This window comes from Pseudomonas sp. LBUM1662 (genome assembly GCF_059695915.1).
Genome location: NZ_CP166793.1, coordinates 1,243,168 through 1,266,616 on the forward strand (window position 1 = coordinate 1,243,168; position 23,449 = coordinate 1,266,616).

21 protein-coding genes are annotated in these 23,449 nt (G+C 60.5%); 15 read left to right on the forward strand and 6 right to left on the reverse strand.

Features of this window, described 5'->3' with window-relative positions; all coding sequences use genetic code 11:
• Position 1 precedes the first annotated feature (1 nt).
• The 4 genes from ACA049_RS05435 to ACA049_RS05450 all read right to left on the reverse strand — a co-directional run bounded on the left by ACA049_RS05435 (position 2) and on the right by ACA049_RS05450 (position 4,883).
• A complete protein-coding gene (locus ACA049_RS05435; protein ID WP_497333722.1) occupies positions 2 to 1,039 on the reverse strand; it encodes an ABC transporter ATP-binding protein in 1,038 nt (345 codons plus the stop codon).
• 107 nt (positions 1,040 to 1,146) lie between these two features.
• Entirely contained in the window at positions 1,147 to 2,298 is a 1,152-nt protein-coding gene (ydcS, locus tag ACA049_RS05440) for a putative ABC transporter substrate-binding protein YdcS (protein ID WP_497333724.1), read from the reverse strand.
• Positions 2,299 to 2,380: 82 nt separating this feature from the next.
• Positions 2,381 to 3,868, reverse strand: a complete 1,488-nt coding sequence (locus ACA049_RS05445; protein WP_497333726.1) for a gamma-aminobutyraldehyde dehydrogenase — start codon at positions 3,866 to 3,868, stop codon at positions 2,381 to 2,383.
• Positions 3,869 to 3,968: 100 nt separating this feature from the next.
• A complete protein-coding gene (locus tag ACA049_RS05450) occupies positions 3,969 to 4,883 on the reverse strand; it encodes a LysR family transcriptional regulator (RefSeq protein ID WP_094468922.1) in 915 nt (304 codons plus the stop codon).
• Between the two features lie 176 nt (positions 4,884 to 5,059).
• Here ACA049_RS05450 and ACA049_RS05455 point away from each other — a divergent pair, with 176 nt between their 5' ends.
• The 15 genes from ACA049_RS05455 to ACA049_RS05525 all read left to right on the forward strand — a co-directional run bounded on the left by ACA049_RS05455 (position 5,060) and on the right by ACA049_RS05525 (position 21,774).
• Positions 5,060 to 5,785 (forward strand): tellurite resistance TerB family protein, encoded by a 726-nt coding sequence (locus tag ACA049_RS05455; protein WP_497333728.1) that lies wholly within the window; start codon positions 5,060 to 5,062, stop codon positions 5,783 to 5,785.
• 276 nt (positions 5,786 to 6,061) lie between these two features.
• Positions 6,062 to 7,684 (forward strand): methyl-accepting chemotaxis protein, encoded by a 1,623-nt coding sequence (locus tag ACA049_RS05460; protein WP_497333730.1) that lies wholly within the window; start codon positions 6,062 to 6,064, stop codon positions 7,682 to 7,684.
• Positions 7,684 to 8,220, forward strand: coding sequence for a chemotaxis protein CheW (locus ACA049_RS05465; protein ID WP_497333732.1), 537 nt, complete (start codon positions 7,684 to 7,686; stop codon positions 8,218 to 8,220). The genes ACA049_RS05460 and ACA049_RS05465 overlap by 1 nt, the downstream gene beginning before the upstream one ends.
• Positions 8,217 to 9,482 carry a CheR family methyltransferase gene (locus tag ACA049_RS05470; RefSeq protein WP_497333734.1) on the forward strand — a complete coding sequence of 422 codons (1,266 nt, stop codon included), beginning with the start codon at positions 8,217 to 8,219 and terminating at the stop codon, positions 9,480 to 9,482. Before ACA049_RS05465 ends, ACA049_RS05470 begins: the two co-directional genes overlap by 4 nt.
• The gene (locus ACA049_RS05475) at positions 9,479 to 10,162 is read left to right on the forward strand and encodes a chemotaxis protein CheW (RefSeq protein ID WP_497333736.1); all 684 of its coding nucleotides are present in this window, start codon (positions 9,479 to 9,481) and stop codon (positions 10,160 to 10,162) included. The genes ACA049_RS05470 and ACA049_RS05475 overlap by 4 nt, the downstream gene beginning before the upstream one ends.
• Positions 10,159 to 12,453, forward strand: a complete 2,295-nt coding sequence (locus ACA049_RS05480; protein ID WP_497333738.1) for a hybrid sensor histidine kinase/response regulator — start codon at positions 10,159 to 10,161, stop codon at positions 12,451 to 12,453. The genes ACA049_RS05475 and ACA049_RS05480 overlap by 4 nt, the downstream gene beginning before the upstream one ends.
• Positions 12,450 to 13,460, forward strand: coding sequence for a chemotaxis response regulator protein-glutamate methylesterase (locus tag ACA049_RS05485; protein WP_497333740.1), 1,011 nt, complete (start codon positions 12,450 to 12,452; stop codon positions 13,458 to 13,460). Before ACA049_RS05480 ends, ACA049_RS05485 begins: the two co-directional genes overlap by 4 nt.
• 48 nt (positions 13,461 to 13,508) lie before the next feature.
• A complete protein-coding gene (locus ACA049_RS05490; RefSeq protein WP_497333742.1) occupies positions 13,509 to 14,510 on the forward strand; it encodes a diguanylate cyclase domain-containing protein in 1,002 nt (333 codons plus the stop codon).
• Between the two features lie 324 nt (positions 14,511 to 14,834).
• Positions 14,835 to 15,930, forward strand: a protein-coding gene (gene prfB / locus ACA049_RS05495) for a peptide chain release factor 2 (RefSeq protein ID WP_102593528.1) whose coding sequence is annotated in 2 segments (ribosomal slippage) — positions 14,835 to 14,906 and positions 14,908 to 15,930 — 1,095 coding nt in all. Because the reading frame shifts where the segments join, the coding sequence is not laid out codon by codon here.
• Between the two features lie 103 nt (positions 15,931 to 16,033).
• Complete coding sequence (gene lysS / locus ACA049_RS05500) at positions 16,034 to 17,536, forward strand: lysine--tRNA ligase (protein WP_497333744.1); 1,503 nt, start codon at positions 16,034 to 16,036, stop codon at positions 17,534 to 17,536.
• 102 nt (positions 17,537 to 17,638) lie between these two features.
• Positions 17,639 to 18,355 carry a TetR/AcrR family transcriptional regulator gene (locus ACA049_RS05505; protein WP_438662621.1) on the forward strand — a complete coding sequence of 239 codons (717 nt, stop codon included), beginning with the start codon at positions 17,639 to 17,641 and terminating at the stop codon, positions 18,353 to 18,355.
• 159 nt (positions 18,356 to 18,514) lie between these two features.
• On the forward strand, positions 18,515 to 19,069 hold the full coding sequence (locus ACA049_RS05510) for a hypothetical protein (protein WP_497333746.1): 555 nt from the start codon (positions 18,515 to 18,517) through the stop codon (positions 19,067 to 19,069).
• 37 nt (positions 19,070 to 19,106) lie between these two features.
• Positions 19,107 to 20,384 carry a flavohemoglobin expression-modulating QEGLA motif protein gene (locus ACA049_RS05515; protein ID WP_497333748.1) on the forward strand — a complete coding sequence of 426 codons (1,278 nt, stop codon included), beginning with the start codon at positions 19,107 to 19,109 and terminating at the stop codon, positions 20,382 to 20,384.
• 149 nt (positions 20,385 to 20,533) lie between these two features.
• Positions 20,534 to 21,448, forward strand: coding sequence for an alpha/beta hydrolase (locus ACA049_RS05520; protein WP_497333750.1), 915 nt, complete (start codon positions 20,534 to 20,536; stop codon positions 21,446 to 21,448).
• Positions 21,445 to 21,774 carry a PA3694 family proteiin gene (locus ACA049_RS05525; RefSeq protein WP_497333752.1) on the forward strand — a complete coding sequence of 110 codons (330 nt, stop codon included), beginning with the start codon at positions 21,445 to 21,447 and terminating at the stop codon, positions 21,772 to 21,774. Before ACA049_RS05520 ends, ACA049_RS05525 begins: the two co-directional genes overlap by 4 nt.
• Positions 21,775 to 21,938: 164 nt before the next feature.
• On the opposite strand, the gene lptF is transcribed toward ACA049_RS05525, so the two are convergent.
• Complete coding sequence (gene lptF, locus ACA049_RS05530) at positions 21,939 to 22,727, reverse strand: lipotoxin F family OmpA-related lipoprotein LptF (RefSeq protein WP_497333754.1); 789 nt, start codon at positions 22,725 to 22,727, stop codon at positions 21,939 to 21,941.
• A gap of 55 nt (positions 22,728 to 22,782) precedes the next feature.
• Positions 22,783 to 23,196 (reverse strand): DUF4398 domain-containing protein, encoded by a 414-nt coding sequence (locus tag ACA049_RS05535; protein WP_094468906.1) that lies wholly within the window; start codon positions 23,194 to 23,196, stop codon positions 22,783 to 22,785.
• Positions 23,197 to 23,449 lie beyond the last annotated feature (253 nt).

Here is a 23,449-nt window from a genome sequence, read left to right on the forward strand (position 1 = left end):
CTCACACCCCGCCGACAGCGTTGTCGTGCAGCGGAATCATCGCCTCACGCGCCCAGCGTGCGCTGATGCGTTGCCCGGTCTGGTGCTGGGCGCTGACGTCCAGCCACTGGACGTTGGCCTGGCTGATATTGAGGGTCTGGCCGTTTTCCAGTTTCAGTTCATAGCGTGTGGCGCTGCCCTGGTACTGAATGTCGTGGAGCAGGCCGCTGACTTCAATCTCGTGACTGGCCAGCGGCCCCTCGGCGAAACGCACGTGTTCCGGGCGAATCGAAAACGGCTGTGGATTACCGCTCAATTGCTTCGCCAGATCGCCACGAATCACGTTGGACGTGCCGACGAATTCCGCGACGAATGTGGTCGCCGGTTTCATGTACAGGTTGCGCGGTGTGTCGACCTGTTCGATGCGACCCTTGTTGAACACCGCCACGCGATCGGACATCGACAGCGCTTCAGTCTGATCGTGAGTGACGAAGATGAAGGTGATGCCGAGTTGGCGTTGCAGCTTCTTCAGCTCGCTCTGCATTTGTTCGCGCAGCTTCAAATCGAGAGCGCCCAACGGCTCGTCGAGCAGCAGCACGCGAGGGCGATTGACCAGCGCACGGGCCAGGGCCACACGCTGGCGCTGACCGCCGGACAGTTGCACCGGTTTGCGTTGGCCGTAACCGCCGAGTGCGACCATGTCGAGGGCTTCTTCGGCACGCTTCTGCCGTTCGGCTTTGCCGACGCCTTTGACTTTCAAACCATAGGCGACGTTGTCGAGCACGTTCATGTGCGGGAACAGCGCGTAATCCTGAAACACAGTGTTGACGTCACGTTCATACGGCGGCAGCCCGGCGGCTTCTTCGCCATGAATCCGGATAGACCCTGCGCTCGGTTGTTCAAAACCGGCGATCAGGCGCAAACACGTGGTCTTGCCCGAGCCGGAAGGGCCCAGCATGGAGAAAAACTCGCCGTCCTGGATATCGATGGAAACCCGGTCAACGGCCTTCACTTCGCCGAACTGACGGGAAACGTTGGTGAACTGGACTGCAAGCGTCATGGTGCGGTGCTCCGAAAACTGAAAAACCTTAAAAGCTTCGCGAGCAAGCCCGCTCCCACATTGGAATGCGATCAAAATGTGGGAGCGGGCTTGCTCGCGAAGGGGGCTTAACGGCCGCCCATAATCGCGATGTAATCCTGGGTCCAGCGGCTGTAAGGCACGAACTTGCCCCCTTCAGCCTGCGGGGTTTTCCAGAAGGCGATTTTCTCGAACTGGTCGAAACCATTGGTCTTGCAACCCTCGGCACCCAGCAATTCGCTCTCCTTGCACCCGGCCGGAACTGACGGCAACGAACCGAACCAGGCGGCCAGGTCACCCTGGACTTTCGGTTGCAGCGAGTGGTCCATCCACTTGTAGGCGCAGTTCGGGTGCTTGGCGTCGGCGTGCAGCATGGTGGTGTCGGCCCAACCCGTTGCACCTTCTTTTGGAATGACCGAGGCAACCGGCTGCTTGTCCGCCACCAGGCCATTGACCATGTAGCCCCAGGTGCTGGAGGCCACGACACCTTCGTTTTTGAAGTCGCTCATCTGCACGGTCGCGTCATGCCAGTAGCGGTGGATCAAGGGCTGTTGTTTGCGAAGCAGGTCCAGTACCGCTTTGTATTGCGCTTCGTTGAGCTGGTACGGGTCCTTGATCCCCAGTTCCGGCTGTTTCGCTTTGAGATAGAGCGCCGCATCGGCGATGTAGATCGGGCCGTCGTACGCCTGGACCCGGCCCTTGTTGGACTTGCCGTCCGCCAGGGTCTGCTCTTCAAACACTACGTTCCAGCTGTCCGGGGCGGTCTTGAACACATTGGTGTTGTACATCAGCACGTTCGGACCCCATTGATACGGGGTGCCAAAGGTTTGTTTATTGACGACGTACCACGGGCCATCCTTGAGACGAGGGTCGATGTTCTTCCAGTTCGGGATCAGCGCGGTGTTGATCGGCTGCACACGCTTGCCGACGATCAACCGCAACGAGGCATCGCCCGATGCCGTCACCAGGTCGTAGCCGCCCTTGGACATCAGGCTGACCATCTCATCGGAAGTCGCCGCGGTCTTCACATTGACCTTGCAGCCGGTTTCCTTCTCGAAACCGGTCACCCAGTCGTAGGCCTTGTCGCTTTCGCCACGTTCGATGTAGCCGGGCCACGCCACGATATCCAGCTGACCTTCGCCGGCGCCGACGGCTTTCAGCGGTTCGGCGGCCTGGAGGCTGGCGCTGGCCAGCAGCGCCGTGGTGATTGCACTGAGCAGTGCGGTCTTGTGCACGAACATGGGAATTCCCTCTTCTTTAATTATGGTCGGGGCAGTTGTGAACGTGGTGAAGCATGCCGTGAGCGGCTTGTTATTAGCGTAGTCAGAGATGCTGGCCGTGGCGCGCCATGATGTGCCGCACCACGCTGTAGTCCTGAAGCGAATCGCTGGATAAGTCTTTGCCATAGCCCGAACGCTTCAGGCCGCCGTGGGGCATTTCGCTGACCAGCATGAAATGGCTGTTGATCCAGGTGCAGCCGTACTGCAACCGCGCCGCGACCTGCATGGCTTTGTCGAGGTTCTGCGTCCAGACGGACGAGGCGAGGCCGTACTCCGAGTCGTTAGCCCAGTCCACCGCTTGTTCGAGTTGATCGAAACGCGTCACGGTGACCACCGGCCCGAACACTTCGCGCTGGACGATTTCATCGCTCTGTTTGCAACCGGCCAGCAAGGTTGGCTGGTAATAGAAGCCGGCGCCGGAATGCACCGCCGCGCCGGTCACCCGCTCGATGTGCGGCTGGCCGAGGGCACGTTCGACGAAACTGGCCACGCGATCGCGCTGGCGGGTGCTGATCAGCGGGCCGATTTCGTTGTCGGCGTCGCGTTTGCCAGCAAAGCGCAAGCTGCTGACCGCCGCGCCGAGTTCAGCCACCAACCGATCGTGAATCCCGGCCTGCGCATAAATCCGGCAAGCCGCGGTGCAATCCTGGCCGGCGTTGTAATAACCGTAGGTGCGCACGCCTTCGACCACGGCTTGAATGTCCGAATCGTTGCAGACGATCACCGGCGCTTTGCCGCCGAGTTCAAGGTGCGTGCGTTTCAGGGTTTTGGAGGCGGCCTGGAGGATTTTCTGCCCGGTGACGATATCGCCGGTCAGCGACACCATGCGCACTTTGGGGTGGCTGACCAAGTGGCTGCCGACACCTTCACCGCCGCCGCAGACAATGTTGATCACGCCGCGCGGCAGGATCTCGGCCAGCGCGGGCGCCAGGGCCAGAATCGACAGGGGGGTGTGTTCGGAAGGTTTGAACACCAGCGTGTTGCCCGCGGCGAGGGCCGGGGCGATTTTCCACGCGGCCATCATGATCGGGTAGTTCCACGGTGCAATCGAGGCGACCACGCCAATCGGATCGCGACGGACCATGCTGGTGTAACCCGGCAGGTATTCGCCGCTGAGCTGGCCGGTCTGGCAGCGCACGGCGCCAGCGAAAAAGCGGAACACATCGACCGTCGCGCTCAAGTCATCCTGACGGGCCAGGTGCAATGGCTTGCCGCAATTCAGCGATTCGAGACGGGCGAGGAGGTCAGCTTGTTTTTCGATGGCGTTGGCGATGTCCAGCAACAGGTTCGAGCGTTGCTGCGGCGTGGTCCGCGACCAACCCGCGAAGGCGCGGTGGGCGGCGAGAATGGCGGCTTCGACTTGCTCGGTGCTGGCTTCGGCGATGTGGGTCAGCACTTCTCCGGTGGCCGGGTTGAGGATCGGTTCTACAAAACCCTGGCCCGCGACCAATTCGCCATCGATCAACAACGCGGTGAACAACGGGGTCTGCGCGCCAGCCATTTTTCGGGTTCTCTTTTCTTGTGTGGCCATGCTGCTCCCAGTGACTGGGGCCCGGCCGTCTTATTGATGTAGCAAGACTAGTGCGCGGGCCCGAGGTCGACAAATTCTAAATACTGAAGGTGGCGTTCGATTAAATAGATGGCTTGCGCCCGCCGTGGGGTTGCTCGCGGGCGACGGTCAAAAATGGATCCACCAACGCCGGGCGCGCGGTGCCACGGCGCCAGGCCAGGCCGACGTCGAGGGTTTGGCTCAGGTCTGCGATGGGGCGCGCTTCGATGATGTCGCCCTCCAGTGACCAGGGGCGGTAGGTCATGTCGGGCTGGATCGATACGCCAAGTCCCGCGGCCACCAGGCTTCGAACAGCTTCCGTCGACGCGGTTTTCAGGGTGATGCGCGGTTGCAGGCCGGCGCCGCACCACATGCGGTGGGCGTTGCGGTCCATTTCATCGACGTTGAGCTGAATCAACGGTTCACGGGCCACGTCGGCGAGGTTGATGCTGTCGTGTTCCAGTAGCGGATGCTGAGCCGGCAGCCACAGCCGATGGGGCGAATGAGTCAACACTTCGGTTTGCAAGGCGTGGCGGTCTTCGAGGTTGGAAAGGATCAATACACCGACATCGATCTCGCCGCTGACCAGCAAATGCTCGATATACGGGCGTTCATCCTCCATCACCCGGATCTCGACGTTGGGATAGGCGCGCTGGAAGCGAGTGAGCAAATCCGCGAGGTAGTAACCGGCAACGAGACTGGTCACGCCGATGATCAACTGGCCGGCGACCTGGTCGGTGCTTTGTTGCAGGCTGCGTTTGGCGTTGTCCACCGTGGCCAGAATCAGGTGCGCCTGGCGCAGGAATTGATGACCCTGGTGGGTCAGGCTCATGCCCTTGGCGTGTCGGTTGAACAGGCCAACGCCGATCTCCTCTTCCAGTTGCTGGATCGCCAGGGTCAATGTCGACTGGGAAATGAACGCGGTTTGCGCGGCGGCGGAGATCGAGCCGGTCTCGGCCACGGCAATGAAGTGACGAATCTGACGCAAGGTCATCATGGGGAATTACCCGGAGGGCGGTTTTTATAGATTCGCCTGAGTGTATATCGCTTTAATCGATAGCTATGTTTTTCCAGGCAACATCCAGAAGCACTCTCGTCCCCGGTCGCCGGGCACTTTCGTTCTAGGCTGGTGGCCTTAAGTGTCCGGTTAACCCCTTTCGTGGAGGCGGCAAAATGAATACGCGTGGATTGCTCGATCAACTACTCAAGTCCGGTCAGGACCTGATGCAGAACAAGGCCGGCGGCAATCAAAACAAGTCATCCAGCGGTGGCTTGGGCGGTTTGCTCGGCGGCGGCGGTGGTGGTTCGGGTGGGCTCGGTGGGTTGCTCTCCGGTGCGGGCGGTGGTGCACTGGCGGCGGGCGCCATGGGCTTGTTGCTCGGCAGCAAAAAGGCCCGCAATGTCGGCGGCAAAGTCGCCATCTACGGCGGCCTCGCGGCGCTCGGCGTCATTGCTTACAAAGCGTATGGCAACTGGCAGGCCCAGCAGGGCACTGCGCCGAAGACTGAGCCGCAGACACTCGATCGTCTGCCGCCCGCGCAGGTCGAGTTGCACAGTCAGGCGATTCTCAAGGCGCTGGTCGCCGCAGCCAAGGCTGACGGTCACGTTGATGATCGCGAGCGTGCGCTGATCGAGGGTGAATTCACCAAGCTCGATAACGATCAGGAATTGCAGCAGTGGCTGCACGCCGAACTCAGCAAGCCGCTCGACCCGACCGAAGTCGCCCGCGCGGCCAGCACCCCGGAAATGGCTGCCGAGATGTACATCGCCAGCGTGATGCTGGTGGATGAGGAGAGCTTCATGGAGAAGTCCTACCTCGATGAACTGGCGCGGCAGTTGAAGCTGGAACCTGGGTTGAAGGCGGAGCTGGAGAAGCAGGTGCGGCAGGCTTCCCTGTAAGGTTCAAGATCGCTTTCGCGGGCAAGTCGGATCGCCGCCCGCTCGCTCCCACAGGTACTGCGCTGAACTTGTAGGAGCGAGGCTTGCCCGCGAAGGCGTCCCAAGCCTCACCATCTTCCGATGGCCAATCTACTCCACCCGATCCAACGCAAAGCCCAACCCAAAGGCTCTGCCACCGTTTTCTCCCCTGAGGCCGAGAACCGGGAAACCCTCGTCTTATAAATGAAACACCCTCAGCTATACTTCGCAGCATTTGAACCGCCCCGAGGACTGACTGTGAAGAACTGGACGTTGCGCCAACGCATCTTGGCGAGCTTTGCGGTGATTATTGCCATCATGTTGCTGATGGTCATCGTCTCGTATTCGCGGCTGTTGAAGATTGAAACCAGCGAAGCCAGTGTGCGTGAGGACGCGTTGCCCGGGTTGTATTACAGCTCGATGGTTCGCAGCGCCTGGGTCGACAGCTACCTTCGAACCCAGGAAATGCTCGGTCTGAAAGAGGGGCAGGGCTACAGCGCTGAAGAAGCTGACAGCTTCAAAAACTTCGAGGCGCGCTTGCAGGAGCAGATGAAGAACTACCAGGCCACCGTCACCACGGACGAAGACAAGGTCGAATACGCCGTTTTTGAAAAGCTCCATGACGATTACAACAAGGTCCTGGCGGCCGTGCTCGACTTGCACAAGCGCAATCAGGAAGCCGACGCCATCAAACTGTTCAACGAGCAACTGACCCCGGCCTGGACCGCAGGTCGCATGAAGCTCAATGACATCATCCGTGAAAACAAAGCGGTGGCCGATCAGGACATCGCGAACATCGATGACGCCGTGATCACCGCGAAAGTGATCATGGGCATTTCCCTGCTGGTCGCGGTGTTAGCCGCCGGCCTCTGCGGTTTGCTGCTGATGCGCGCAATCATGGCGCCGATGAACCGGATTGTGCAGATCCTCGAAATCATGCGCACCGGCGACCTCAGCGGGCGCCTGAACCTGGAGCGCAAAGACGAATTCGGTGCCGTGGAAACCGGCTTCAACGACATGATGACCGAACTCACTTCGCTCGTGTCCCAGGCCCAGCGCTCCTCTGTCCAGGTCACCACGTCGGTGACCGAGATCGCCGCGACCTCCAGGCAACAACAAGCTACCGCCACCGAAACCGCTGCCACCACCACCGAAATCGGTGCGACGTCCCGTGAAATCGCGGCCACCTCGCGCGATCTGGTGCGCACCATGACCGAAGTTTCTACCGCCGCCGATCAAGCCTCGGTAGCGGCCGGTTCCGGTCAGCAAGGCCTGGCGCGGATGGAAGAAACCATGCACTCGGTGATGGGCGCGGCCGATCTGGTCAACGCCAAACTGGCGATCCTCAACGAGAAGGCCGGCAACATCAATCAGGTGGTGGTGACCATCGTCAAAGTCGCCGACCAGACCAACCTGTTGTCGCTGAACGCGGCTATCGAAGCCGAAAAGGCTGGCGAATACGGTCGCGGGTTTGCGGTGGTCGCCACCGAAGTACGGCGTCTGGCGGACCAGACCGCCGTCGCCACCTACGACATCGAGCAGATGGTCCGTGAGATCCAGTCGGCGGTGTCGGCCGGGGTCATGGGCATGGACAAGTTCTCCGAAGAAGTGCGCCGCGGCATGTCCGAAGTGCAGCAGGTCGGCGAGCAGCTGTCGCAGATCATCCACCAGGTTCAGGCGCTGGCGCCGCGGGTGTTGATGGTCAACGAAGGCATGCAGGCGCAAGCGACTGGCGCCGAACAGATCAACCACGCGCTGGTGCAGTTGGGCGATGCCAGCAGCCAGACCGTCGAGTCCCTGCGCCAGGCCAGTTTCGCCATTGACGAGCTGAGCCAGGTGGCCGTAGGGCTGCGGGGCGGCGTTTCGCGATTCAAAGTCTGATGAGCGAACTTGTGGTCAAGCGCGGCGCGGTGATGCCGGCCAAGCACGCATTGTTTCTGCTGTTCCGCATCGGCAACGAGCGGTTTGCCTTGCAAGCGCGCGAAGTGGCCGAGGTGCTGCCGCGTCTGCCATTGAAGCCGATTGTCAAGGCCCCGGACTGGGTCTCGGGTGTCTTCGCTTATCGCGGCGCGGTGGTGCCGGTGATCGACCTCAGCGCGCTGACGTTTGGCGAACCGGCGCAAGCCCGCACCAGCACGCGGCTGGTGCTGGTGCACTATTGGCCGGATGAGGACACACCTGCGCAGTTGCTCGGGCTGATCCTGGAGCAAGCCACCGACACCTTGCGCTGCAACCCGGCGGACTTTAAACCCTATGGCCTGGACAATCGCCAGGCGCCTTACCTGGGGCCGGTCCGTGAAGATGCCCAAGGGTTGCTGCAATGGGTGCGGGTGGCCGATCTGCTTGACGATCAGGTGCGCGCGCTGCTGTTTCCTTCGCCTCCCCTGGACATGGCGCTGCTTGAGGAGCGGCCATGAGCAGCGATCAGCGTTTTTTCGATTTTCTCAAGGAACGCATCGGCCTCGACGTGACGTCGGTGGGCCCGGCGATCATCGAGCGCGCGGTGCGCCAGCGCAGCACGGCCTCCAAGGCGCTGACGGCGGATGAGTATTGGCACACGTTGCAAGGTTCGCAGGACGAACAGCAGGCGTTGATCGAAGCGGTGATCGTTCCCGAAACCTGGTTTTTCCGCTACCCGGAATCCTTCGCCACCCTGGCGAAACTGGCGATCCAGCGCTTGGCCGACATCAACCATATGCGCGCGCTGCGGATACTCAGCCTGCCGTGTTCCACGGGCGAGGAGCCGTACTCCATTGCCATGGCCTTGCTCGATGCCGGGCTCAAGCCGCATCAGTTCAAGGTCGAAGGCATGGACGTCAGCCCGCTGTCGGTGGAAAAAGCCAGGCGTGCGCTGTACGGCAAGAATTCGTTTCGAGGCCAGGACATCGAGTTTCGCGAGCGGCATTTCAGTGCCGAAGAAGACGGCTATCGCCTCAGCGAACGGGTGCTGGAACAGGTGCGTTTGCAGGTCGGCAATCTGCTCGATCCGGCCTTGCTGGCCAGCGAGCCACCCTATGATTTTGTGTTCTGCCGCAACCTGCTGATCTATTTCGATCTGCCCACTCAGCAGCAAGTCTTCGAAGTACTCAAACGTCTGACGCATGTCGATGGCGTTTTGTTTATCGGCCCGGCCGAAGGCAATCTGCTCGGCCGTTTCGGTATGCGCTCGATTGGCATCCCGCAGTCTTTTGCGTTCAGCCGAAAAAGCGCGCCTGAGCCTGTGCCGGTCTTCGTGCCGACACCGCTGCCCGTGCGCCAACCGGTGCGCAGCGTGACACCGCCGCCGATACGCAATCGCCCGTTCACTGCCGTCGCGCCACTCGCCAACACCCCGAAAACGGCTAATCCGGACGCGGCCGCGCTGCTGGCGAACATCGCCGCGCTGGCCAACGAAGGCAAAAGCGCCGACGCCCGCGCGGCCTGCGAAAGTTATTTGCGCAGTCACGAACCGGTGGCCCAGGTGTTTTACTGGCTGGGGCTGCTCAGCGATGTCGCCGGCAGAGTCCTCGAAGCCCAGGGTTTTTATCGCAAGGCGTTGTATCTCGAACCGCAACATCCCGACGCTTTGATGCACCTGGCCGCCTTGCTGCAATCCCAGGGCGACACGGCGGGTGCGAAACGATTGCAGGACCGCGCCGCCCGCAGCGAGCGCGCCGCCGACAGTGAGCGTAAACGATGAACGTCTCCGACACCTTGAGCGTCACCCATGAAGATGCCCAGGCCATCGACGACTGCTGGAACCGTATCGGGATCCACGGCGACAAGTCCTGCCCGCTGCTGATCGAACACATTCACTGCCGCAACTGCGCGGTGTATTCCGCCGCGGCCACGCGCTTGCTCGACCGTTACGCCTTGCAACAGGACGATCGCCAGCAAGTCTCGGCAGCGGTCGAAATCGACGTAAAAACCCGTTCGTTGCTGATGTTCCGTCTCGGCGAAGAATGGCTGGGCCTGGCCACCCGCAGCCTGGTGGAAGTGGCGCCGCTGCAAGCGATTCACTCGTTGCCGCACCAGCGCTCCCGGGCCCTGCTTGGCGTGGCGAACGTGCGCGGTGCGTTGGTGGCGTGCCTGTCGCTGGTGGAACTGCTCGGCCTCGATGACACCGGCAGCGTGGCCTCCGGCGCGCGCGTGATGCCGAGGATGTTGATCATCGCCGCCCACGGCGGGCCGGTGGTGGTGCCGGTGGATGAAGTGGACGGGATTCACGCCATCGACGAACGCATCCTCGATGCCGCATCGCAATCCGGCACCCAGGCCAGTGCCAGATACACCCGGGGCGTGTTGCCATTCAAAGGTCGCAGCCTGCGTTGGCTGGATGAAGAACAGCTGTTGTCCGCCGTGACCCGGAGCCTCACATGACCCCCGAGCAAATGCGCGACGCCTCGTTGCTGGAGCTGTTCAGCCTCGAAGCCGAGGCCCAGACCCAGGTGCTGAGCGCAGGGCTTCTGGCGCTTGAACGCGATCCGACCCAGGCCGATCACCTCGAATCGTGCATGCGCGCGGCTCACTCGCTCAAGGGCGCGGCGCGGATTGTCGGGGTTGATGCCGGCGTCAGCGTCGCGCATGTGATGGAAGATTGCCTGGTCAGCGCGCAGGAAGGGCGCCTGTACTTGCGGCCAGAGCACATCGACGCCTTGTTGCAAGGCACCGATTTGCTGATGCGCATTGCGACGCCCAATAACAATCCCGGGCCGGCGGATATCGAGGCCTATGTGGCGTTGATGGCGCGGTTGCTGGATCCGCTGGCGCTGGCCATGCCGATCAGCACGCCGATCGCCCCGTTCATGGCCGAGTCCGAACCGGAGCCTGAAGCGCTCGCGCCAACGGTCGAAGCCCTGATTCCGGTCGCCGAGCCGCCACCCGCAGAACCCGCGAAAAGGACCCGGCGCACCACCGATACTGGCGAACGGGTGCTGCGCGTCACGGCTGAACGCTTGAACAGCCTGCTCGACCTGTCGAGCAAATCCTTGGTGGAAACCCAGCGACTCAAGCCGCACCTGGCCACGATGCAACGCCTCAAGCGCATGCAGAACAATGGCCTGCGGGCGCTGGAAAATCTCAACGTGCATCTCAAGGAACATGCCTTGAGCCTCGAAGCCCAGGAGGCCCTGAGCGATGCCCGGCGACTGCTGGCCGAGGCGCAGCAAGTGCTGGTGGAAAAAAACGCCGAACTGGATGAGTTTGCCTGGCAAGCCAGTCAACGGGCGCAGGTGTTGTACGACACCGCGCTGGCCTGTCGCATGCGGCCGTTTGCCGACGTGTTGGGCGGGCAAGTGCGTATGGTCCGCGACCTCGGACGCAGCCTCGGTAAACAGGTGCGGCTGGAGATCGAGGGCGAGAAAACCCAGGTGGATCGTGACGTCCTGGAAAAACTCGAGGCACCGCTGACGCACTTGCTGCGCAATGCCGTCGATCACGGCATCGAGTCCCCCGAACAACGTCTGCTGGCCGGTAAACCTGAAGAAGGTCTGATTCGTCTGCGCGCCTCACATCAAGCCGGGTTGTTGGTGCTGGAGTTGAGCGATGACGGTCACGGTGTCGACCTGGAAAAGGTCCGCCGCAGCATCATCGCGCGGCAACTGTCCCCGGCCGAAACCGCTGCCCAGTTGAGCGAAGAAGAGCTGCTGACGTTCCTGTTTCTGCCGGGTTTCAGCCTGCGCGACACGGTCACCGAAGTGTCCGGGCGCGGCGTCGGCCTCGATGCGGTTCAGCACATGGTCCGTCAGTTGCGCGGTGCGGTGGTGCTGGAGCAGACGGCGGGCGAGGGCAGCCGTTTTCACCTCGAAGTGCCGCTGACGTTGTCGGTGGTGCGCAGTCTGGTGGTGGAGGTCGGTGACGAGGCGTACGCGTTTCCGCTGGCGCACATCGAACGCATGTGCGACCTGGCGCCGGAGGACATCGTTCAGGTCGAAGGGCGTCAGCACTTCTGGCACGAAGGCCGGCATGTCGGGCTGGTCGCTGCCAGTCAGCTGTTGCAGCGTCCGGCGAGCCCGAGCAGCCAGCAAACCCTGAAAGTCGTGGTGATCCGCGAGCGCGAGGCGATTTACGGTGTGGCGGTCGAGCGATTCATCGGCGAGCGAACGCTGGTCGTTTTGCCGCTGGACGAACGTCTGGGCAAGGTGCAGGACATTTCCGCCGGGGCTTTGCTCGACGACGGGTCGGTGGTGCTGATCGTCGACGTTGAAGACATGCTGCGCTCGGTGGACAAACTGCTCAACACCGGGCGTCTGGAGCGGATTGCCCGCCAGGGCAACCAGGCGGTAGAGGCGGCTCGCAAACGGATTCTGGTGGTCGACGATTCGTTGACCGTTCGCGAGTTGCAGCGCAAGTTGTTGCTCAATCGCGGTTACGACGTGGCCGTGGCGGTCGACGGTATGGATGGCTGGAACGCCCTGCGTTCGGAGGATTTTGATCTGCTGATCACTGACATTGATATGCCGCGCATGGACGGCATCGAACTGGTGTCTTTGTTGCGCCAGGACAATCGCCTGCAATCGCTGCCGGTTATGGTGGTGTCCTATAAAGATCGCGAAGAGGACCGTCGTCGTGGACTGGACGCCGGAGCCGACTATTATCTAGCCAAAGCCAGTTTTCATGACGACGCCCTGCTTGATGCAGTGGTTGAGCTCATCGGAGGAGCGCGGGCATGAAAATAGCGATCGTCAACGATATGCCCATGGCGGTGGAGGCTCTGCGCCGCGCCCTGGCATTCGAACCGGCGCATGAAGTGGTCTGGGTTGCCAGCAATGGCGCCGAGGCGGTGCAACGTTGCGCCGAAAATACCCCGGACCTGATCCTGATGGACCTGATCATGCCGGTGATGGACGGCGTGGAGGCTACCCGGCGGATCATGGCCGAGACGCCTTGTGCCATCGTCATTGTCACGGTCGACCGTCAGCAGAACGTGCACCGGGTGTTCGAGGCCATGGGCCACGGCGCGCTGGACGTGGTCGACACCCCGGCCATCGGTGCCGGCAATGCCCAAGAGGCGGCGGCGCCGTTGTTGCGCAAGATCATGAACATTGGCTGGCTGATTGGTGACAAGGGCAATCGCGAACGACCGGCCCCCAGTCCGCTGCGCAGTTCGGCTTCGCGCCAGCGTCTGGTCGCGATCGGCTCGTCCGCAGGTGGCCCGGCAGCGCTGGAAGTTTTGCTCAAGGGCCTGCCACAGGATTTTTCGACCGCGATCGTGCTGGTGCAGCATGTGGACCAGGTGTTCGCCGCCGGCATGGCCGAATGGCTCAGCAGCGCCAGCGGCCTGAAGGTGCGCCTGGCCCAGGAAGGCGAGCCCCCGCAGGCCGGCACGGTGTTGCTGGCCGGCACCAACCACCATATTCGCTTGCTGAAAAACGGCACGCTGGCCTATACCGCCGATCCGGTCAACGAGATCTATCGGCCCTCGATCGATGTGTTTTTCGAGAGCGTGGCCAGTTACTGGAACGGCGATGCCGTGGGGGTTTTGCTCACCGGCATGGGGCGGGACGGTGCGCAGGGGCTTAAACTCATGCGCCAACAGGGTTACCTGACCATCGCTCAGGACCAACAAAGCAGTGCGGTTTACGGAATGCCGAAAGCGGCAGCGGCCATTGATGCCGCCGTGGAAGTACGCCCACTGGACAAGATAGCGCCACGATTGCTGGAGATTTTCCCAAAATGAAGACTTTTCGCAGCAATCCTGGCCCAAGCAGTATTCAGGTGACCGCACATGACTGACTTACAGCTCGACGACTTCAAGACCGACGAAAACGCCGCCATGGTGTTGTTGGTGGACGATCAGGCAATGATCGGGGAGGCGGTACGCCGCGGGTTGTCGAACGAAGACAATATCGACTTCCACTTCTGCGCCGACCCGCACCAGGCCATTGCGCAGGCGATCCGCATCAAACCGACGGTGATCCTGCAGGATTTGGTAATGCCTGGGCTGGATGGCCTGAGCCTGGTGCGTGAATACCGCAACCATCCTGCGACCAAGAACATCCCGATCATTGTCCTGTCGACCAAGGAAGACCCGCTGATCAAGAGCGCGGCGTTTGCGGCCGGGGCCAATGATTATCTGGTCAAGCTGCCGGACAACATCGAACTGGTGGCGCGCATTCGCTATCACTCGCGGTCCTACATGACGCTGTTGCAGCGCGATGCCGCCTACCGCGCGTTGCGGGTCAGCCAGCAGCAGTTGCTCGACACCAACCTGGTGCTGCAACGGCTGATGAACTCCGACGGCTTGACCGGGCTGTCGAACCGCCGGCACTTCGACGAATACCTGGAACTGGAATGGCGCCGTTCGCTGCGCGATCAAAGCCAGTTGTCGCTGCTGATGATCGATGTCGACTACTTCAAGTCCTACAACGACAGCTTTGGCCACCTCGAAGGCGACGAAGCCCTGCGTAAAGTCGCCACCGCGATTCGCGATGCGAGCGCCCGACCTTCGGACCTGCCGGCCCGTTACGGGGGTGAGGAGTTTGTCCTGGTGCTGCCCAACACCACGCCGGGCGGCGCACGACTGGTGGCGGAAAAACTCCGCATGACCGTGGAGGCGCTGAAAATTCCGCACATTTTCCCCAGCGAAGGCTCAAGCCTGACCATCAGCATCGGCCTGTCGACCATGATCCCGCAGCCGGGCAGCGATTGCCGGCAACTGATCTCGGCGGCGGACAAGGGGCTGTACCTGGCGAAGAACAATGGGCGTAATCAGGTCGGCATTGAGTGAGGATTGGTTGGGATTTTGTGCTGCGGCTTGAATCCACCCCTCACCCCAGCCCTCTCCCCAGGGGGGAGAGGGGGAAAGGGAGCAGATCTTCAAGCTTTTCAAAGCCTGAGTTCGACTCGGAATTTCAGGTCGATGTAACTCTAAGAACAACTCGGTCAGTCCCCTCTACCCTCTGGGGAGAGGGTTAGGGTGAGGGGAACGATCTCAAGCCAGGCAAATAACCTCAATCCATTCGCCCCTAAAGCCGCCAGGCGGGCTGCCGTGACAGCTTGATTACGTTATACTCGCCGGCTTTCAAAAGTTCGCCAACGAGTGCTGCCCGCCATGGAAATCAACCCGATCCTTAACAGTATCAAGGACCTGTCCGAGCGCTCCGAAACTATTCGGGGGTATCTTTGACTACGATCAAAAGCATGAGCGTCTGACTGAAGTCAATCGCGAGCTTGAAGATCCGGCTGTCTGGAACAACCCGTCGTACGCTCAGGAACTGGGCCGCGAGCGGTCGCTGCTGGCTCAGATCGTCGAAACCCTCGACGAAATGCACAGCGGTCTGGCCGACGCCAAAGATTTGCTGCTGATGTCCGCCGAAGAAGAAGACCAGGCCGCCGTCGATGACGTCGCTGCCGAAGTCGAGCGCCTGCGCGAGTCGCTGGAAAAACTCGAATTCCGTCGCATGTTCAGCGGTGAGATGGACGCCAACAACGCCTACCTGGACATCCAGGCCGGCTCCGGCGGTACCGAAGCCCAGGACTGGGCCAACATCCTGCTGCGCATGTACCTGCGCTGGGCTGACAAACGCGGTTTCGACGCGACCATCATGGAGCTGTCCGCCGGTGAAGTCGCCGGGATCAAGGGCGCCACGGTCCACATCAAGGGCGAATACGCCTTTGGCTGGCTGCGCACCGAGATCGGCGTGCACCGTCTGGTGCGCAAGAGCCCGTTCGACTCCGGCAACCGTCGCCACACCTCGTTCTCGGCCGTGTTCGTGTCGCCGGAAATCGATGACAACATCGAAATCGACATCAACCCGTCGGACCTGCGCATCGACACCTACCGCTCCTCGGGTGCCGGTGGTCAGCACGTAAACACCACCGACTCGGCCGTACGTATTACTCACGTACCGACCAACACCGTGGTCAGTTGCCAGAACGAACGCTCCCAGCACGCCAACAAAGACACCGCGATGAAAATGTTGCGGGCGCGCTTGTACGAGCAGGAAGTGCAGAAACGCAACGCCGCCTCCCAGGCCCTGGAAGACACCAAGTCGGACATCGGCTGGGGTCACCAGATTCGCTCTTACGTGCTCGATGCGTCGCGAATCAAGGATTTGCGCACTAACATCGAACGCAGTGACTGCGACAAGGTACTGGACGGCGATATCGACGAATACCTGGTGGCGAGCCTGAAACAAGGGCTGTAAAGGCACGCGTTACAGGGTCACCACGACCCTGTAGGAGCGAGGCTTGCCCGCGAACCCTGCCGCAAGGCAGGGGCAACGAACCCGTGATGGAATTTTTAAAGACATGAGCGACCTACAACTCGACCCGCAAGCCCTGCAACAGGAAGAAAACTCCCTGATCGCCCTGCGCAAGGAAAAGCTTGCTGCCGAGCGCGCCAAGGGCAATGCCTTCCCCAACGACTTCCGCCGCGAAAACTACTGCGAAGAACTGCAGAAGAAATACGCGGAAAAGACCAAGGAAGAGCTGGCAGAGGCTGCGATCCCGGTCAAGGTTGCCGGTCGCATCATGCTCAACCGTGGCTCGTTCATGGTGATCCAAGACATGACCGGGCGCATTCAGGTCTACGTCAACCGTAAAACCCTGTCCGAAGAAACCCTGGCCTCGGTGAAAACCTGGGACATGGGCGACATCATTGCCGCCGTTGGCACCCTGGCCCGTTCCGGCAAAGGCGACCTGTACGTTGAAATGACTGAAGTGCGCCTGCTGACCAAGTCGCTGCGCCCGCTGCCGGACAAGCACCACGGCCTGACCGACACCGAACAGCGCTACCGTCAGCGCTACGTTGACCTGATCGTCAACGAAGAGGTGCGCCAGACCTTCCGCGTGCGTTCGCAAGTGATTGCGCACATCCGCAGCTTCCTGATGAAGCGCGACTTCCTCGAAGTCGAAACGCCAATGCTGCAAACCATTCCTGGCGGCGCGGCGGCCAAGCCGTTCGAGACGCACCACAACGCGCTGGACATGGAAATGTTCCTGCGTATCGCGCCTGAGCTGTACTTGAAGCGCCTGGTGGTTGGCGGCTTCGAGAAAGTGTTCGAGATCAACCGCAACTTCCGTAACGAAGGCGTTTCGACTCGTCACAACCCGGAATTCACCATGTTGGAGTTCTACCAGGCGTACGCCGACTACGAAGACAACATGGACCTGACCGAAGAACTGTTCCGCGAACTGGCGCAGCTGGTTCTGGGCAGCACCGACGTGCCTTACGGCGACAAAGTGTTCCACTTCGGCGAACCGTTCGTGCGTCTGTCGGTGTTCGACTCGATCCTCAAGTACAACCCCGAGCTGACCGCTGACGACCTGACCGACATCGAGAAGGCTCGCGCCATCGCCAAGAAGGCCGGCGCCAAGGTGCTGGGCTTCGAAGGTCTGGGCAAATTGCAGGTGATGATTTTCGAAGAACTGGTCGAGCACAAGCTGGAGCAGCCGCATTTCATCACTCAGTACCCGTTCGAAGTGTCGCCGCTGGCCCGTCGTAACGACGAGAACCCGAACGTCACCGACCGTTTTGAACTGTTCATCGGTGGCCGTGAAATCGCCAACGCCTATTCCGAGTTGAACGACGCGGAAGACCAGGCCGAGCGCTTCATGGCTCAGGTAGCCGACAAGGACGCGGGCGACGACGAAGCCATGCACTACGACGCCGACTTCGTTCGCGCGCTGGAGTACGGCATGCCGCCAACGGCCGGTGAAGGGATCGGCATCGACCGTCTGGTGATGTTGCTGACCAACTCACCGTCGATCCGCGACGTGATCCTGTTCCCGCACATGCGGCCGCAAGCGTAAGTGTTTCAATAAAAAAGCCGCCTATAACAGGCGGCTTTTTATTGCCTGTCTGGTACAAACGTATCAAATGGTTACTTTTGAAGTAAGAGAGGAATACCTGTCGTGAACCGTGCAATTGCTCAAGAAGGTGCAGCGGGCGTCGCCACTGCGGTCGCTGAAAGCGTTCAGTACCAAGGTCGCAAGGCCAGCCGACAGGGCAGCGAGCAGCGTCGACAGGATATTCTCGATGCGGCGATGCGCATTGTCGTGCGAGATGGCGTGCGGGCCGTGCGTCACCGTGCGGTAGCCGCAGAGGCCGGCGTGCCGCTGTCGGCCACCACGTACTACTTCAAGGATATCGATGACTTGCTCACCGATACCTTCGCCCAATACGTCGAACGCAGTGCCGCGTTCATGGCCAAGCTGTGGGTGAACAACGAGGGCCTGCTGCGCGAGATGGTGGTCAGCGGCGACGGCAGCCCTGAGTCGCGCTCGCAACTGGCCGACGACATTGCGCGGTTGATGGCGGACTATGTGCACCGGCAACTGATCAATCGCCGCGAACACTTGATGGCCGAACAGGCGTTCCGTCAGGAAGCGTTGCTGAACCCGCGCCTGGCGCTGTTGGTACGCTCGCATCAACAGATTCTGCTACAGGGTACGTGCCAGCTTTTCCAGGTATTGGGTTCGCGCGAACCGCAACAGGATGCCAAGGTGTTGACGGCGATTATCGGACGGATGGAATATCAGGGCCTGCTCAACGACGCCGAGCCTGTCGCCGAAGCTGAAATGCTCGGTATCCTCAATCGCTACATGCACCTGGTATTGGCGTCGGTGTGATTCCGGGGTGCACCGCGACCCTGTAGGAGCGAGGCTTGCCCGCGAAGGCGGCTTAACATTCAACATCTATGTTGACTGACATATCGCCATCGCGGGCAAGCCTCGCTCCTACAGGTTCGATGACCATCCGGGGCTGCGTGTGTTCATAGGGAGTGTTGAATGAAAGCCTGGCGTGTCGTTGTGATCGCCTTGTCGTTCCTGCTGCTCAGTGGCTGTCTGGTGACCTTCAAGGACCCACTGCCCGCCAGCGACCCCGCGCCCAAAGGTTTACTGGGCAAATGGACCAGCACCAACGCCTGGGGCGAACCGATGAACCTGGAGCTGACGCGTCTGGGCGACAATCGCTATCAGGCGGTCAGCTACTTCAAGGCCAAACCCAAAGAGCGTGAAGCCTACCCCTTTACGGTGTCGCGCCATGGCAACCGCTGGTACTTGTCGGCGAAGGTCCCGGCGCAGTTCGGCGGGCATTTCACGATTGCCGGTTTTGAACTCACCGATAAGCATGAATTGGTGGTCTACAACCTCGATCTCGAGCAGATCAATCAAGCCCTCGGGCAAAAAGTTCTGAGTGGCGAAGGCTTCGCGACCGATGATGGCAACGGCGTCTTGATCAACAACAGCATGGACCAGGTCTTTGCCTACCTCGATGATCCGGCCAATTCCGATGTCTTCGTCGAGGCGGTGCGCTATCAGCGCCTGGCCAAAACCAAATAAATCCAGCACGTAAACGGTTTTTCTACAGGAGTTTCGGGTGGACGATTACCAGCAGACGATACGCATTTTGTCCGATCGCATTGTGCTGGCGCAGACGCCGATCCGCGTCCTCGATGCGGTCAAGTGGGACGACAACATCCGCAAGGGTTTCCTCAAGGCCAAGGGCAAGGAAATGCCGGCCGTGGACCGCGACTATTACCTCAATCGGCCGCTGTCGTTTGACTCCAGCAAAGTGAAGCTGGAGTTCCAGAACATCGAGCGTGACATCACCCGTCAGCTCGGCCAGTTCAACCCGGTCGGCCAGATCATGCGGCGCATGTGCAAGGAATACCGGATGGTGGTGCGCATGCTCGAAGCGCGCGGCACCGAGGATTTCGGGCTGATTTCCCAGGAGCTGTATGGCGCTGCGTCCGACGCGTTCCACGCCGGCGACCCGACCCTGTCCGACCTCGGCCTGATGCTCTCCGATTACCTGAACAACATCGATGGCCGCGGTGACCTGAAGGACGAGCCGAAAATCCTCACCGCCAAGGATGCCGTGCATCTGTTGCAAACCCGCTTGAGCAAAGTGTTTGGCGAAGCCGAGGAAACCATTCGGGTGTTCGAGTCCGACGGCATCGTGGCCGATGCGGCGGCTGGTGCCGACTACATCAAGATCCGCACCGACGCGATGTTCAACGAACGTGACGTGCGCGCCCTGGAAGTGCATGAAGGGCTGGTGCATGTCGGCACCACGCTCAACGGGTTGAACCAGCCGATCTGCACCTTCCTGTCCAAAGGCCCGCCGTCGTCGACGGTGACCCAGGAAGGCCTGGCGATCCTGATGGAAATCATCACCTTCGCCTCTTACCCGAGCCGCCTGCGCAAGCTGACCAACCGCACCCGGGCCATTCACATGGTGGAGGAGGGAGCGGACTTCCTGCAGGTCTTCGAGTTCTTCCGCGAGCAAGGTTTTGAAATGGCTGAAAGCTACGGCAATGCCAGCCGGGTGTTCCGTGGTTCGATACCGACCGGGCTGCCATTTACCAAAGACTTGTCCTACCTCAAGGGCTTTATCATGGTTTACAACTACATTCAGTTGGCCGTGCGTAAAGGCAAGCTTGAGCAGATTCCGCTGCTGTTTTGCGGCAAGACCACGCTGGAAGACATGCGCACCTTGCGCCAGTTGGTGGATGAAGGGCTGGTGGTGCCGCCGAAGTATTTGCCGGATCAGTTCCGCGACCTGAACGCACTGTCGGCGTGGATGTGCTTCTCCAACTTCCTCAACCACCTGAGCCTGGACCGGATCGAAGCGGATTACTCCAATATTTTGTGATCACCACAAGACCTGTAGGAGCGAGGCTTGCCCGCGAAGTCGATATGTCAGTCAACATAGATGTTGAATGTTAAACCGCCTTCGCGGGCAAGCCTCGCTCCTACAGGTTCGCGGTGCTTTCCCACTCCATCTCTGCGAGGTTTCAACGGATGAGAATCCTCGGCATCCTCTGCCTTCTCCTGACCTTGAGCGGTTGCAGCTCGCTGCTGTTCTACCCCGAACCCGGTCAGCTGTTCACCCCGGAAAAGGCCAAGCTCGAATACCGCGAAGTGACCCTCACCACCGCCGATGGCCTCAGGCTGAACGCTTGGTGGCTGCCGGCGAAAAAAGGTGTCGAGGTCAAAGGCACGGTGCTGCACCTGCACGGCAACGGCGGCAATCTGCCGATGCATCTGGGCGGCAGTTGGTGGTTGCCGGAGGAAGGCTATCAAGTGCTGCTGATCGACTATCGCGGATACGGGTTATCCGAAGGTGAACCGAGCCTGCCGGCGATTTATCAGGACATCGACGCCGCGTTCAAGTGGCTCGATCAGGCGCCGGAGGTCAAAGGCAAGCCGTTGATCCTGCTCGGCCAGAGCCTTGGCGGTTCGATGGCCGTGCATTACCTGGTTCAGCATCCGGAACGCCAGAAACAACTCAAGGCTTTCGTCCTCGACGGCGTGCCCGCCAGTTACCGCAGCATCGGCCAGTTCGCCCTGAGCAATTCCTGGCTGACCTGGGCGTTCCAGGTGCCGCTTTCATGGCTGGTGCCGGACGGCGACAGCGCGATCAATTCCATGGCGCAGCTCAACGGCGTGCCGAAACTGATCTACCACAGCATCGACGATCCGATCGTGCCCCTTTCCAACGGCATCCGTCTGTATCAAGCTGCGCCGCCGCCGCGAGTGCTGCAACTGACCCGTGGCGGTCATGTGCAGACCTTTGCCGACCCGGTCTGGCGCAAGGTCATGCTGCGTTATCTCGACGATCCGCAGCACTTCAACGGCCTGCGCCGCCTGGGTGAAATCCCCAATTACCCGGCACCCCCGAATTCAGAAGATGAACCCTCAGAGAGTCCGCAATGAGTGAAGAACGTAACGCTATCCCGCTGATCATCACCGGTATCTGCAGCATCCTCGGCACTGTTGGCGCCTTGTGGTACTACGGCTACCTGCACTTCGCCAAACCCGAAGATGCGCTGCTGCTCAGCGACTTCACCATGCTCAAGACCGTGCCGGGCGAAGACTACAAAGTCTCCCTGGAGCCGGCGCCGCAAGTGGCCCAGTGCATCGATGGCGTGCTGGTGATGTTCGACACTGAACAGAAAGGCCTGACCGGTGTACTGGTCAACAGCAAGAAAAAAGCCGTGCGCTGCATGGGCGAGGAAACCCCGCAGAAACTGCAACCGTAGCGCGGCTGAAAAGATCGCAGCCTCGTTGCACTCGACAGCTCCTACAGGGGAACGCATTCCAATGTAGGAGCTGTCGAGTGCAACGAGGCTGCGATCTTTTGATCTTTAAAAAAAGCCCCACCTGATCGACTCAGGCGGGGCTTTTGTGTTTCAGCAGGCGAAGCTTAGTTCGAGCTGATAGCCGAACGCGGGATCACTGGCTGGTTGTCGTTGGAAATGGTCACTTCCACACGACGGTTCATCGCACGACCCGAGGTGCTGGTGTTTTCAGCAACCGGGTATTCCTTGCCATAACCCTGGGCAACGATGCGCGCTGGATCAACGCCCATCTTCACCAGTGCGGTGCGCACGGAACCGGCACGACGCTCGGACAGCGACTGGTTGTGGCCTGCGCTACCAGTGCTGTCGGTGTAGCCTTCGACGATCACTTTGCGATCAGGGTTTTCCTGAAGGAACTGCGCCAGTTTGTTGATGTTCACCAGACCGCTGGATTTCAGGTCAGCACGGTCGGTGGCGAACAGCACGTCACCGAAGGTCACCAGCGTACCGCGATCGGTCTGCTTGGCGTTCAGGCTGTCCTGCAACTGCTTGATCTGCTGATCGCGAGCATCGAGACGCGCCTGGGCACGTTGCGCGGCTGCGTTTTTCAGATTGGCTTCAGCGGTGCGCAGAGCGATGGTCTGCTTCGCCACTTCAACACGCTGATTGGTCAGGTAGGCCAGTTGATCGACCTCGTTCGGATCTTTCTTGTCCAGATAAGCCTTGTCGGCCTTGTCCAGGTAATCGCTGGCGTCTTTGGTTTCCAGTGCCGCGACTTTGCTGGCTTGCGGGTTGGCTTGCAGGCCGCTGTAGTTGGTGCGGGCCAGTTCCAGGTTCGCGTTAGGCGGGGTGGAGCAGGCAGCCAGTGCAACGCTTGCGGCCAGGAGAGCGGGGATCATCAATTGTTTACGCATAATAATTCGTCCTTTCTATCGATAAGAGCTTCAAGTCTGGTATCGGGATGCGCGCTTACTGCACGGTGCGCTGGCTTTCCTGACGCAGTTCCTGAACCCCTTTCTGAGAGTCCTTCACAGCCTGTTCGGCTTTCATCGCCTGAGCTTTGCGTTCAGCCACACGAGCGTCCCACTCAGCTTGCTCGGCCAGCACTTTGGCCTCGGCATACTTCTTGTCATGCATGGCGATTTCGGCTTGTTTGAGCTTGTCTTGCGCGGACTTCATTTCCACGGCAGCAAACTCGGTACCGCCGGCGCTGACGGCGCCATTCACAGCGGATTGGGTCACGGCGAATTGCTCGGTCGGCGGATTGCCGGCACAACCGGCCAGTACGAAGCTGCTGCCGATTGCCAAAGCAGCCAGTTTCAAACCGCGCAGGTGATTGAACGAGGTCTTGGCAGTGCTGATCTTCATGGTCTTCAACTCCATTGGTATAACTCCTGAAAAACTTAAAAATCCATGCTGGGCAAGGAGCCGTAACCGTCGATTTCCGGGGGTGTTTTGAAACGGCCGTCCCAGGCGTGGTTACTGGCTGTGACCCGAGGGGTTTTTCAAAAGTTCAGAGAAGATGGCCTATCGCCCGAAAATACTTTGACCGAACGGACAAGGCTCTAAATCGGGAACTTTGGCGATGTGCAGCGGTATACCCGACCTTTTAAAGGCTCGGGATACGCAATTATTG